10 protein-coding genes are annotated in these 12638 nt (G+C 72.8%); 8 read left to right on the plus strand and 2 right to left on the minus strand.

Annotated elements, in window-relative coordinates; all coding sequences use genetic code 11:
* The first annotated feature begins 454 nt into the window (after nucleotides 1-454).
* The 8 genes from AC51EU_RS19745 (at nucleotide 455) to AC51EU_RS19780 (ending at nucleotide 10584) form a co-directional block, all read left to right on the plus strand.
* Nucleotides 455-1348, plus strand: a complete 894-nt coding sequence (locus AC51EU_RS19745) for an AraC family transcriptional regulator (protein WP_496268327.1) — start codon at nucleotides 455-457, stop codon at nucleotides 1346-1348.
* A gap of 59 nt (nucleotides 1349-1407) precedes the next feature.
* Nucleotides 1408-2106, plus strand: a complete 699-nt coding sequence (locus tag AC51EU_RS19750; RefSeq protein ID WP_496268328.1) for a PhzF family phenazine biosynthesis protein — start codon at nucleotides 1408-1410, stop codon at nucleotides 2104-2106.
* 96 nt (nucleotides 2107-2202) lie between these two features.
* Nucleotides 2203-3225, plus strand: coding sequence for a DMT family transporter (locus tag AC51EU_RS19755; RefSeq protein WP_496268329.1), 1023 nt, complete (start codon nucleotides 2203-2205; stop codon nucleotides 3223-3225).
* Between the two features lie 63 nt (nucleotides 3226-3288).
* A complete protein-coding gene (locus AC51EU_RS19760; protein WP_496268330.1) occupies nucleotides 3289-4476 on the plus strand; it encodes a pyridoxal phosphate-dependent aminotransferase in 1188 nt (395 codons plus the stop codon).
* A 125-nt stretch (nucleotides 4477-4601) separates the two neighbouring features.
* Nucleotides 4602-5039 (plus strand): DUF2000 family protein, encoded by a 438-nt coding sequence (locus AC51EU_RS19765; protein ID WP_496268331.1) that lies wholly within the window; start codon nucleotides 4602-4604, stop codon nucleotides 5037-5039.
* 150 nt (nucleotides 5040-5189) lie between these two features.
* The gene (locus tag AC51EU_RS19770; protein WP_496268332.1) at nucleotides 5190-6815 is read left to right on the plus strand and encodes a PhpK family radical SAM P-methyltransferase; all 1626 of its coding nucleotides are present in this window, start codon (nucleotides 5190-5192) and stop codon (nucleotides 6813-6815) included.
* Nucleotides 6808-7566 carry a thioesterase II family protein gene (locus AC51EU_RS19775; RefSeq protein WP_496268333.1) on the plus strand — a complete coding sequence of 253 codons (759 nt, stop codon included), beginning with the start codon at nucleotides 6808-6810 and terminating at the stop codon, nucleotides 7564-7566. The genes AC51EU_RS19770 and AC51EU_RS19775 overlap by 8 nt, the downstream gene beginning before the upstream one ends.
* A gap of 78 nt (nucleotides 7567-7644) precedes the next feature.
* Nucleotides 7645-10584, plus strand: a complete 2940-nt coding sequence (locus AC51EU_RS19780; protein WP_496268334.1) for a non-ribosomal peptide synthetase — start codon at nucleotides 7645-7647, stop codon at nucleotides 10582-10584.
* A 111-nt stretch (nucleotides 10585-10695) separates the two neighbouring features.
* Here AC51EU_RS19780 and AC51EU_RS19785 read toward each other — a convergent pair whose 3' ends face one another.
* Together AC51EU_RS19785 and AC51EU_RS19790 are read right to left on the minus strand one after the other, a co-directional pair.
* Nucleotides 10696-11499, minus strand: a complete 804-nt coding sequence (locus AC51EU_RS19785; protein ID WP_496268335.1) for a thioesterase family protein — start codon at nucleotides 11497-11499, stop codon at nucleotides 10696-10698.
* A gap of 170 nt (nucleotides 11500-11669) precedes the next feature.
* A partial coding sequence (locus AC51EU_RS19790) for an MlrC C-terminal domain-containing protein (RefSeq protein WP_496268336.1) occupies nucleotides 11670-12638 on the minus strand: 969 nt, incomplete at its 5' end.

Below are 12638 nucleotides of genomic sequence, written 5' to 3' on the forward strand. Positions count from 1 at the left end.
GGGGCGGCGGGGGCCCCTGCCATCCGGGGCGCTCGCCGCCGGGCGGGCCGGGACGGGACAGGGCCCGGACGAGCAGCACGGCGACGACGATGATCAGTATCCAGACCACGGCCGTGCCGACCATCACTCCGAGCCAGCCCCACCCGCCCGCTCCGTGTCCGTACCAGAACATCATCGCGTTTCGCCTCCTCGGCCGTCGCGGACGCGGCCCCGGGCCTGCGGGCGGCCCTCCCCTCCATTTTCGCGCGCCGCGCGGCGCGCGCCCGTTCCCAGCGGCTACGGCCCCGCGCGCCCCGCCATGACGCCCTCACGGTGCCGGGAAGCACACCCACCGTGACCGTGGAACGTGCCGGAGCGGCCCCTCCCCCGCGCCGGAAACCGCCCCTCGGACGGCCCCCGGAATCCCCAACTCGATGCCGCTGGGCCGCCGGTGCCTGCTGCTATAGTCGCGGCCATGGTCGCTTCCAGGGACTTATCGATGTACTGGAGACCAGAGGTCAGTGGGGTGGAAGTGCTCCACGCCCACTTCAGAAAACACGAGTATCCGCGCCACACCCATGACGCGACCACCGTCGCCATGGTGGACAGCGGCGCGGCCTCCTTCCTGTACCGCGGTGAGACGCATGTCGCCACCGCGGGCGAGGTGTTCGTGATCAACGCGGGTGAGGTGCACACCGGCGACCTCGCCGACCCCCAGGGCTACCGCTACCGGGTGCTGTACCTGGCGCCGGGCGCGCTGGAGCGCTACCACGACCCGGCGGCGCCCCCGCAGGGCGGAGGGGGCCGCCCCTGGTCGTTCCGCAGGACGGTGCTGCGCGACCCCCGGCTCACCGCGCTGCTGGACCGCACCCACCGGGCGCTGCGCCCCGACCCGTCCGCGGGCGGCCGGCTGCTCCAGGAGCAGCTGCTGGCGAAGGTCGGGAAGGCACTGCGGGAGCGGTACGGGTGCGCCGAGGCGGCGCCCCGGCCGGACACGCCGGCCTGCGGACGCCGGGCGGTGTCGCTCGCCCGGGAGTACCTGGAGTCCCGGGTGGCGGAGAAGGTCTCCCTCCACGAACTCGCCGCCGTCGCCTGTATGAGCCCGTACCGGCTGGCGCGGCTGTTCAGTGCCGAGGTGGGGATGCCGCCGCACACGTTCCAGAATCTGCTGCGGGTCAAACGGGCCCGGCAGCTGCTGGCCGACGGGGCGCGGGCCACCTGCATCGCGCGTGAGGTCGGGTTCTACGACCAGGCCCATCTCAACCGGGTCTTCAAGCAGTACACCGGGGTCACCCCGCACCAGTTCATGGTCGGCGCGTCGCGCCGTGCGGACGCGCGCTTCGGGATCTCCGCGCCTCCCGGGCTCTGACCGCACGCGACGACCCGGGCGTGCCCTTGTCCACCTGACCAGCAACGGAGGTTCCCGTCTTGGACGTTCACGTTCTGCGTGTCTTCACCGATGAGCACGGGCGAGCGGGCAATCCGCTCGGTGTGGTGCTCGAAGCGGCGGGCCTCGGTCCGGACGACCGGCAGGCGCTGGCCACCCGGCTCGGCTACAGCGAGACCGTCTTCCTCGACGACGTCCCGGCCGGGCGGGTGCAGATCTTCACGCCCGCCTGCGAACTGCCCTTCGCCGGGCACCCGCTGGTCGGTACGAGCGCCCTGCTCGCCCGCGTCACCGGCCGCCGGCCCACCCAGCTGCGCCCGGTCCGGCTCACGGAGACGGTGCCGACGACCGCCGACGCCGACGGCACCACCTGGGTGCGTGGCGCGGTGGCGGACGCTCCCCCGTGGCTGCACCGCGAGTTCCCCGGCCCCGGCGACGTCGAGGCGCTGTGCCCGCCGCCGCTCGGCGGACCGGCGGGTGACGAGCTCTGGGCGCGGACCCAGGCGTGGGCCTGGCAGGACGAGGCCGCCGGGGTGGTGCGGGCCCGGGTGTTCGCCGCCGGGTTCGGGGTGCGGGAGGACGAGGCGTGCGGCTCCGCCTCCCTCCTGCTCGCGGCGCGGCTGGCCCGTCCGCTGACCGTCCGGCACGGGCACGGCTCCGTGGTCAGGGCCCGTCCGGCCGGGCCCGGCCATGCCGAGATCGGCGGGCTCGTCGCCGACGACGGCGTCCGGCGGGCGTAGGCGACAAGGACCCGAGGCCCCCTCTGCCCGGCAGCGGGGGCCTCACACATCACACGCGCGACAGCAAGGGACGGCACCCGTATGCCACACGAGGACATGTCGAAATTACCCAGCGATCCATCGGCGGCGCCGGGGCCCGAGGAGCAGCCCAAGCGGCAGAAGGCCCCCGTTCTCGCGACGCTCACGCTCACCGTGGCCCTGTGGGGCAGCGCCTTCCCCGCGTCGAAGGCCATCGTGGAGGACATCCCGCACCAGGTGGCCGCGCTGCTCCGCTTCGGTTTCGGGGGCTTGATCATCCTCGGCTGGCTGCTCGCCACCGGCGGCCGGCTGTCCCTCACCCGCCGGGAGATCGCCCGTACCTCGCTGCTCGGCGCGCTGGGCGTCTTCGGGTACAACACCCTGTTCTTCTGGGGTCTTTCGCTGGCGCCGTCCATCGACGGCAGCATCATCGTGCCGGTCTTCGCCCCGGTCATCACCACCACGATCACCGTGGTGTTCCTGCGGGAACGCACCACCGGGGCCCGTGTCGCCGGACTCGTCCTGGGCATCATCGGCGCGGGGGTCTTCCTCGTCGGTGTGGGCGGTACGGCGGACGGCCGGCGGCTGGCGGGGGATCTGGTCTTCCTGGCGGCGGCCGTGTGCTGGTCCGCGTACACCCTGGTGTCCAAGCGTGTCGTGACCGGCGACCCGATCAGGGCCACCGCGCTGGCGACGCTCAGCGGTTCGCTGATGCTGGCCGTCGTGGCGGCGCCCGCGCTGCCGGCCGTGGCGTGGGGCGATCTCTCGGGCGGCTTCTGGCTGGTGGTGGCCTATCTGGCGGTGGGGCCGACGGCGATCGCCTATGTCTTCTACTACAGCGGGGTGCAGGCGGTCGGCCCGTCGACGGCCACGGTGATGATGTTCCTCTCGCCGGTCTTCGGCGCGGGCGGCGCGGCCCTGTTCCTGGGCGAGGGGCTGAACTGGACGCAGAGCGGCGGCGCGCTGCTGATGGTCGCGGGCGCGCTGCTCGCGGTGAGCGGCGGGCTGCCGCTGTGGCGCCGGATCGCGGCGCGGCGCCGGACGCCGGCCCGTACCCCGTCCCCCACCACACCGGAGCCGTCCGAGGAGATCCGTCCCTGAGCACCCCGGCATTCCCCACGACATCCCCGGGCGCCGTAGCGCCCGCTCTCCCACGGAGGACCTGTGCCCCCCATACGTATCGCCGCACGCCTTCACCCGTTCGCCGGACCGACGATCTTCAGTGAGATGACCGCCCTGGCCCAGCGGACCGGGGCGACCAACCTCGGGCAGGGCTTCCCCGACAGCGACGGGCCGCCGGAGCTGCTGGACGCCGCCCGCGAGGCGATGTCCCGGGGACTGAACCAGTACCCGCCCGCCATCGGCCTCCCCGTCCTGCGCGAGGCGATCGCACAACGGCGCGCGGCCGACCACGGTGTGCGCTACGACCCGGACACCGAGGTCGTGGTGACGGCCGGTGCCACCGAGGCGATCGCCGCCGCCCTCATCGGGCTGTGCGACCCCGGTGACGAGGTCGTCGTCTTCGATCCGCTCTACGACTCCTACAGCGCCTGCCTGGCGATGGCCCAGGCCCGCGCGGTGCCGGTGCTGCTGGAGTTCGACGGCACCCGTTTCACCTTCGACCCGCAGGCGCTGCGCGACGCCATCGGCCCGCGCACCCGGGTCGTACTGCTGAACACGCCGCACAATCCCACGGGGAAGGTGTTCGACGAGACCGAACTGGCCCTGATCGCCCAGCTGTGCGTGGAGCACGATCTGGTCGCCGTCACCGACGAGGTGTACGAGCACCTCGTCTTCGACGGGCTGCGCCATCTTCCGCTGGCCGCCCTGCCGGGCATGCGCGACCGTACGCTGACGATCTCGTCGGCCGGCAAGACGTTCAGTGCCACCGGCTGGAAGGTGGGGTGGGCCTGTGGTCCGTCCGGTCTGGTGACGACGGTCCGTACGGTCAAGCAGTATCTGACCTTCGGCACCGGCACGCCGTTGCAGGCGGGTGTCGCCCATGCGCTGACCGCGTGCATGCCCTGGGTCGCGGAGCTGCGCGCGAGTCTGGAGCGCCGCCGGGACCTGTTGGTGGCGGGGTTGCGGGAGGGCGGTATCCGCACCTATCCCAGCCATGCCACCTATTTCGTGCAGATGGACGCCCGGTCCTTCGGTACCGACGACGGGGACGCGTTGTGCCGTTCCCTGGTGCACTCGGCCTCGGTGGCCGCGATCCCCAGCAGCGCGCTGTACGACGACAAGGACGCGGGCCGGCATCTCGTCAGGCTCGCCTTCTGCAAGGACGACAAGCTGCTGGCGGCCGCCGCGGAGCGACTCGCCGGGCAGGCCCGGGCGGTCCGGGGGTCCTGAGCTGCGGACACTCCCGAGAACGGCAAGAACGTCCAAGACATCGCACGGTGGAGCACACCAGAATCAGGTGCCACGCGTGTCGTGAGGACGCGCGCTCAGTGCACGATCTGAGGAGGCACCACCAAATGACCGACGAGAGCTCGCCGACTCCAGTGGTCTGGGACACGAAGATCGCCGTGGTTCTGCGAGACGATCTCGAAGCGTGGCAGAAGCTCAATGTCACCGCGTTCACCGTGAGTGGCATCGCCGCGACGGTCGAGGATGTGACCGGCGAGCCGTACAAGGACGGTTCGGGTGTGGAATATCTGCCGATGTTCCGGCAGCCCGTACTGGTGTTCGCCGCGAGTGGTGAGAAGCTGACCCAGATCCACGAACGCGCGCTGCGGCGGGAGATCCCGACCGCCGTCTACACCGAAGAACTCTTCGTGACCAACAACGACGAGGACAACCGGGCGGCCGTCGAGGCGGTACCGACCGAGAAGCTCCGTCTGGTCGGTCTGGCCCTGCGGGCCGACCGCAAGTCCGTCGACAAGGTCGTCAAGGGAGCGTCGCTGCACCCGTAGCGGCGCCGTCCCCGCGGACGGCCCGGCGGTGGAAGGAAATGAACCATCGTTCCTTCCACCGCCGTTGACATTCGCACCGCCAAGCACCGGAAAAGTAACGCACCGCCAGGACCGTCTCCCCCGTAGACCCCAGGTTCCCGAGGTGATCCAGTGAAAAGTCCGGACTGCATACTCATCGGCTTCAACGAAATCGACTTCGCCGACTTCGCGCGTGCGCAGAAGGTCTTCGAGACCACCTCCGGTTCGTACAGCGAACTCCTCACCAATTCCGTGCTGCTGGGCGACGGCCGCAGGACCTACATGGATCTGCTCAACACCGTCCGGGAACGCCTCACCGGACAACCGTCCCGGCTCACCGCCTTCGAGATGCCCAGCCTCGGCGTCGCCTACCTCGCGAGCTTCCTGCGCCGCCGGGGGTTCGACATCGACATCGTCAACTTCTTCAACACCGGGAAGGAGCATCTGGCCGAGCTGCTGGCCGGCTCCCCCCGGGCGGTGGCCATCACCACCACGTACTACGTCGACGACGAACCGATCCGGCAGATCATCGACTTCGTACGGAAACACAACCCCGACGTACCCGTCGTCGTCGGCGGACCGCGGGTGCACAATCTGTGCGCCGGGCAGCCGCCGCAGGTCCAGGACGTGCTGCTGGGCGCGATCGGCGCCGACATCTACATCGACAGCGCGCAGGGTGAGGACACCCTCGCCGCGGTGCTGGGGGCGCTGCGCGACAAGGGCGGCGACCTCAGCAGGACGCCGAACCTGATCTACCGGGGGCCGGGCGGCGCCCGGGGGCCGCTGCTGCGCACCCTGCCGATGGTCGAGAACAACGACCTCGACGAGAACGCCGTCGACTGGTCCCTCTTCGACCCGTCCTATTACGCGCCGACCAGCTATATGCGGACCTCGCGCAGCTGCTCGTTCGGATGCGCCTTCTGCAATTACCCGGCCATGGCCGGCCCGTTGACGCTCAGCGATCTGTCCACGATCGAGAAAGAATTGCGGTACCTGTGCGAACACGGGGTCCGCAACATGATTTTCGTGGACGACACGTTCAACGTTCCGCTGCCACGGTTCAAGAAGATCTGCCGCATGATGATCAAGAACAAGTTCGATCTGCGGTGGGTCTCCTTCTTCCGCTGTTCCAACGCCGACGACGAGGCGTTCGACCTGATGGCGGAGGCGGGCTGCATCGGCGTCTTCCTCGGTATCGAGTCCGGCGACCAGCAGATCCTGAAGAACATGACGAAGTTCGCCAGGACCGACCGGTACGAGTACGGAATCCGCGAACTCACCCGGCGCAACATCGTCACCCTCGCCTCCATCGTCCTCGGATTCCCGGGCGAGACCGAGCAGACCGTCCGCAACACCATCGATTTCCTCAACCGCGCCCAGCCCACCTTCTACAACGTCCAGCTCTATTACCACGACGTGCTGGCGCCGATCGAGAAGCAGCGGGAGAAGTACGGGATCGAGGGCAGCGGCTATTCCTGGAGCCATGCCACCATGAACTGGCAGGAGGCCATCGGCTGGAAGAACGAACTCATCCGCAGCGTCCGGGGCCCGGCGCTGATGCCGCTGTACGGGCTGAGCATCTGGTGCATTCCGTATCTGCTCTCCCAGGGAATGACGATGGAGCAGATCACCGCTTTCGTCAGGAGCGCCACCCGGCTCGTGGTGAAGGGGCTGGACACCGACTGGATCGACCCGGAGCCCGAGATCGAGGCCATCGCACGCGAACTGGCCGGCGCCGAAACGCTTCTTCGTGCCTAGCGGCGAGGACCCGGGCGCGCCCTGGCTCCACGTCCCGTGCCCGAGGCCGTTCGCCCGGCTGCGGCTGCTCTGCCTGCCCCCCGCCGGCGGATCGGCCGCCCTCTACCGGACGTGGGCGCCTCTCCTGCCCCCGCACGTGGAGCTGGCCGCCGTCGAACTCCCCGGGCACGGCGCGCGCTACGGCGAGCCGTTCACCACGTCCTGCGCCCGGATCGCCGAGGCCGTCGCGGACTGCCTGGAGCGGCTGCCCCACCGGCCGACGGCCGTCCACGGCCACAGCCTGGGGGCGGTGCCCGCGCTGGAGACGGCGCGGGCACTGCACCGCCGGGGCGTGCTGCCGCCGGCGGCGCTGCTGGTCTCCTCGTACGACGCGCCCACGGCGCAACGGGCGGCCGCGTACGCGGACCTGACCGACGACGAACTGCTGGCGCTCTTCCACGACCTCGGCGTCGCGGACCGGCACACGCTCGCCGACGCCGGTCTGATGGACGCGGTACTGCCCGTGCTCCGCGCGGACATCGCCCTGCTCGCCGCCTACCGCTACGCCCAGGCACCTCCGCTCCCCTGCCCCGTACGGGTGTACGCGGGCACCGACGACACCAGCACCTCCCCCGGCGGGCTCGCCGCCTGGCGCCGGGAGAACCCGCACGACTTCCGTGTGCGCCGCCTGCCGGGTGGCCACTTCTTCTTCCGAGGGCACGAGCGGCAGTACCTGTCGCGGCTTCTGGCCGATCTCCCGCTGCCCGCGTGAGCTGCCCCGGGCCCCGGTGGCGGGGGCACCGGCCGACGACCAGCGCCCGTCCACGGCGACGGGGAAGGGACACGTGTGATGACAGGAATCGACACCTCCTCGCCCGCCCGGACGGACACCGCGCGAGAGCCGCTGTCCGGGGCCGGCCGGGAGACCTGCGCGGTGGCGGGCGTCCTGGGCGGGCCGCCCGAGGTGACGGCGCTGCGGTCCGCGCTGTTCACAGCGGCCGGACGGTGGCCCGCGCTGCGGGTGACCGGCACCGCCCCGCACCGCCTCCTGCCGGTGACCGACCTCCGCCATCTCCCGGACGGGGAACGCGAGGCGGCGACGGAGGACGTCCTGGCCCTGACGGCGACGGCGCCCTGGGACATCGCCTCCCAGGAGCCGCTGCTGCGGGCCGCGCTGCTGCTCGTACCGGACGGTGCCGTGCTCGCCCTGGCCGCGCACCGCTCCGCGCTGGACGAACCCGGGCTCCGGCTGCTGCTGGAGGACTTCGCCGCCGCCCGCGACGGCGCGACCGCGGGCCCTCCCGGGCAGCGGACGATCGACGACGGCCATGATCTGCCGGTGCGCTCGGGCACGGTCCCCACCGACTGGCCCCGGGCGTCCGCGCCGGCGGGGATAGCCGCCACGGTGCCGTTCCATGTACCGGACGGCACCGTCACGGCGCTGCGGGCCCTGGCGCGGGAGTGCGGGGCCGGTGTCGCCGAGGGGCTGCTGACGGCGGTCCATGTGCTGTTGACCCGGCTCGGTGCCGGTGCCGACACCGAGGTGGCGTTCCGCGACGGAGAGGGCGGGGTGCGGGTCGGCGGCGCGAGCAGCGGGCCGGACGTCTCGTTCCGCGATCTGCTGCCGAAGGCCGGCGCGGACGGGCCGGCGCCGCACGCGACGCTTCCCGCCGTGGCGCTGACCGTGCGTGAGACGCCGCTGCTGCCCGGTGCGCTCGCCGGGCTCCCGCTGGCCCCCGTGCGGCTGCCGCGCACGGGCTGCGCCCATGAGCTGCGGTTCGTCCTGGAACCGCGCCCCGGGGGCGGCCTCGACGGGACGCTGGAGTACGCGCCCGAGCTGTTCGAGCCGGTCACCGCGGAACGGGTGGCGGCCCGCCTCCCGCTGCTGCTCGCCGCGGCCACCGAAGCCCCCGACACGCCCGTCTCCCGGCTGCCGCTGATCACCCCGGCCGAACGGCGCCTGGTCCTGGACGAGTGGAACGCCACCGGGACCCTCCCCCCGGAGGAGAGCTGTCTGCACGACCTCATCTCCGAGCAGGCCCGCACCGCCCCGGACGCGCCCGCCGCCGTGTGCGGACCCTCCGTGCTGACGTACGGCCGGCTGGAGGACGAGGCGGCGCGGCTGGCGCGGCGGCTGACCGCGCACGGGGTGGGCCCCGGGCAGGTCGTCGCCCTCTGCGCCCAGCGCTCGACCGAGGTGATCGTGGGCATCCTCGCCGTCCTCAAGGCGGGCGCCGCCTGGGTGCCGATGGATCCCGCGTACCCGGTCGAACGGCTGCGGTTCATGCTCGACGACAGCGCGGCGCCCGTCGTCCTGACCGACCCCGGGTCGGCCGGCCTGCTGCGCGGCGGTTCCGCCAAGACGCTGCCCCTGGGCGCGGACCCGGAGCCGGGCCCGGAGCCCGGCGACGGCGCGCCGTGCCCGGCCGTGACGCCGGACGCCCTGTGCTACGTCATCTACACCTCCGGCTCCACCGGCCGCCCCAAGGGCGCGGCCAACACCCACCGCGGGGTGCTGCGCACCATGCGCGCCCTCCAGAGCAGGCTGCGTCTCGGCTCCGGCACCAGGCTCCTCCAGGCGTCCTCGCTGAGCTTCGACATGTCCGCCTTCGATGTGCTCTGCACCCTGATCTCGGGCGGCTGCCTGGTCATCCCCGAACCGGCGGACGCCACCGACCCGGCCCGGCTGCTGGACCTCGCCCACGACCGGGACCTCACCGTGTGGAGTTCGACGCCCGCGCTGTTCCGGGGCGCGCTGGAGGAGGCGTACGCGTCCGGGAAGGGGCTGCCGCCGCGGCTGCGCACCGTCGGGCTGGGCGGTGACAGGTTCCCGCCGGAGGTCCCCGGGATGCTGGCCGATCTGGCGCCCGGCAGCCGGGCGTTCAACTTCGCCGGGATGACCGAGGTGTCCTTCACCTCCACCGCGCACCCGGTCACCGCCGAGGACGCCCGGCGCGCCTGGGTGCCGTGGGGCAGGCCGCTGCCGGGCCAGCGGCTCTACGTCCTCGACGAGTACGGCGACCTGGTCCCGCCGGGTGTGCCCGGTGAGCTGTTCATCGGCGGGGAGGGGGTGGGCAGCGGCTACTGGAGGCGGCCGGAGCTGACCGCGGAGCGTTTCCTCGACGATCCCTTCGTCCCCGGGGCGCGGATGTACCGCACCGGGGACCGGGTGCGGCATCTGCCCGACGGCGCCGTGGAGTTCCTCGGCCGGATCGACCACCAGGTGAAGGTGCGGGGCTTCCGTATCGAGACCGGGGAGATCGAGGCGGCGCTCACCCTGCATCCGCGGGTGCGGGAGACGGTGGTCGAGGCGCGGGCCGACGACGCGGCGGGCGACCGCCGGCTGATCGCCCATGTCGCACTGGCCGGGGACGCGTCGGTACCGGTGGACGAGCTGCGGGACTTCCTCGCCGAGCGGCTGCCCGGCCATATGATCCCCGCGGTCTTCCTGGTGCACGACCGGTTCCCGCTCACCGCGGGCGGCAAGACGGACCGCGCGGCGCTGGCCGATGTCCCCGTGCCCGCCGCGAGGCCGCATCTGGAGACGCCCTACGAGGCGCCGCGCGACGACGTGGAACGCGTCATCGCGGCGGAGTGGAGCCGGGTGCTGGGCGTCGACAGGGTGGGCGCGCACGACGAGTTCGCCTCGCTGGGCGGGCACTCGCTGCTGGCCACGGCGACCATGGCCGTACTGGCGCGGGAGCTGGGGGTGCCGCTCTCGGCACGAGACCTGTTCGAGGCGTCCACACCGGCCCGGCTCGCCGAACGGGTGCGGGGTCTGCGGGGCTGAGGCGACCGGGCGGGACCGCAGGACGGAGGGCCGTCCCGGGTACGGGGAGTACCGGGACGGCCCTCCGTCAGGAGCATCCGCGCGGAGCGGACGGCACTTTCGCCACAGGATCTAACGCTGGTGCATCAGCAGCGTCTGGGCGGAGCGGGCGACCGGTCCGTCGGCGTCGTACAGGATCGAGGTGGCGAGTCCCGGGCGCCCCGGGGAGACGCTGGTCTCGGCGTCCAGGCAGAGCCAGTCGCCGCGGGGCGGGCGGGCGAAGTGGACGGTGAGTTCCGGGGGGACGAACCCCCAGGTGCGGATGTCGAGTTCGGCGCTGATGCCGTTGGCCGAGTCGGCGGTCAGGACCACCTGCTGGGCGGGCGACCACTCCTCTCCGGCCAGCAGCGGTACCCGGGGCCGCAGCCAGGCGGCGGCCGGGCCGGGCCGCTCGTACGCGCCGTGCACGAAGTGCCATTCGACGGAGGCGAGGAAGCCGCACTCCCAGTGCGCGGGCATCGGCGTGCCGGGCGCGTCGCCGGCCGGGGGCCGGGACGGCGGCTTGTGCTCGCCCTCCGCGACGGTCACCTCGTCCGGGGCGTGCCGCACGGCCCAGGCGGAGGCCGAGACCAGCAGCCGGTCCCCGTCGAGCATCTCGCCGCGCAGCAACCGGACGCGCCTGCCGGGCCGTTCGACCCGCGCCCGGACGGTCAGCGGCCGCAGCGGGAGGGGGCCGAGGATGTCGTACGCGATCCGTCCCAGGGACAGGGTGTCCGCTTCGCCGCCGAGCTGCCGTTCCAACTCCCTGGCCAGCAGCGCCCCCGGTGGCCCGAAGTGCTGGAAGGCCGGGTCCCAGGGGCCCTGGGTGTGCCGGGTCGGCAGGTAGACCTGATCGCTGACGCGCTCGAAGTAGCTCTCCTGGCCACGCTCGTTCATGCTGTCACGCCTCGGTTCCTGGCCCGGCGGGGGCCGTGGGCAGTGCGTTCGGTCACGCGGTGCGGGCGCCGGTGCAGGGCCGCCGGGGCCGTCCGGTGTGTCACCGTACAACCATTCCAGGGGCCGCTCACCGGCGTCCACCCCCCGGGCCCGCGTGGCGTTCCGGCCGGTCAGCCGGACGACGGCCACGCCGCCATGGGCCACAGACGGCGCGTCGGTCCCTGGCGGGGGATGTGCTCGATGCCGCGGGCCGTGGGTCCCGGTGCGTCCGCCACCAGGATGCGGTCGGCGACCCCGGCGAACCCCGCCCGGAAGTGGCTGACCGACTTCACCCCGACGATCCGGTAGCGCTCCGGGACGCAGCCGTGGAGCAGCAGGATCTCCGGGTCGAGCACCTGGCGGCGCTGGGAGGCCACGATCACCTCGCACGTACCCACGGTGATCCGGGCGCAGGGGCCGAACTCCGCGCGCTTGCCCCGGCGCATCGCGGTCTGGACGATCTCCCCGTCGGTGACGGACCGTACGGTGCCCTCGGCCTCGACGGCCGGGCCGCTGGCCCAGCCGTGCCTGCCGCCCAGCCGCAGCCGCACCGTGCTGCCGACGCCCGCCGAGACCGCGGCGGACACCGCCCGCGGGTCCCACAGGGTGGCGAAGCAGGTCGGTTCGGGCACCTCCAGCAGGGCGCGGAGGAGATGGGTGCTGTCGCCGCAGCCTCCGCAGCCGGGGTTGTCGCTGCCGTCGCCGATCACCGTCGTTCCCGTGCCGGCCTCGCGGGCGGCGCGGACGGCGTCGGCGGGTTCCAGGAGTGTTCCGCGGAAGCGCTCCCGGTGGGTCTCCAGCCACGCGGCCACCTCGTCGCCGTACTTGCCGGCGAGGTCCGGGTCGCCGTCGGTGACGGTGACGACGCTGGTGGCGGCCTGCGCGGTGTCCGCGTACGGGAAGCCGTGGAAGACGGTGCAGGCCAGTACGCCGGGCCGGGCCTCGATCGCCCGGACCAGGTCGCGCAGTTCGCGGCCGGGCGCGCCGTCGACGGTCGGTGAGGGCGGCAGCAGCATCGGCAGCCGCCGCTGCCGTACCACCGGGGTCACGGTGCCGCGCGCCGCGGCGAACGCCAGCTCTCCGGCGAGCCGGGAGCGGGC

The sequence above is a fragment of the Candidatus Streptomyces philanthi genome, from assembly GCF_059553635.1.

What these genes read in the sequence shown, in the direction of transcription:
- AC51EU_RS19745 (WP_496268327.1), top strand. Translation starts at nt 455, where the DNA reads ATGGTCGCTTCCAGGGACTTATCGATGTACTGGAGACCAGAGGTCAGT.
- AC51EU_RS19755 (WP_496268329.1), top strand. Translation starts at nt 2,203, where the DNA reads ATGTCGAAATTACCCAGCGATCCATCGGCGGCGCCGGGGCCCGAGGAG.
- AC51EU_RS19765 (WP_496268331.1), top strand. Translation starts at nt 4,602, where the DNA reads ATGACCGACGAGAGCTCGCCGACTCCAGTGGTCTGGGACACGAAGATC.
- AC51EU_RS19780 (WP_496268334.1), top strand. Translation starts at nt 7,645, where the DNA reads ATGACAGGAATCGACACCTCCTCGCCCGCCCGGACGGACACCGCGCGA.
- AC51EU_RS19785 (WP_496268335.1), bottom strand. Translation starts at nt 11,499, where the DNA reads ATGAACGAGCGTGGCCAGGAGAGCTACTTCGAGCGCGTCAGCGATCAG.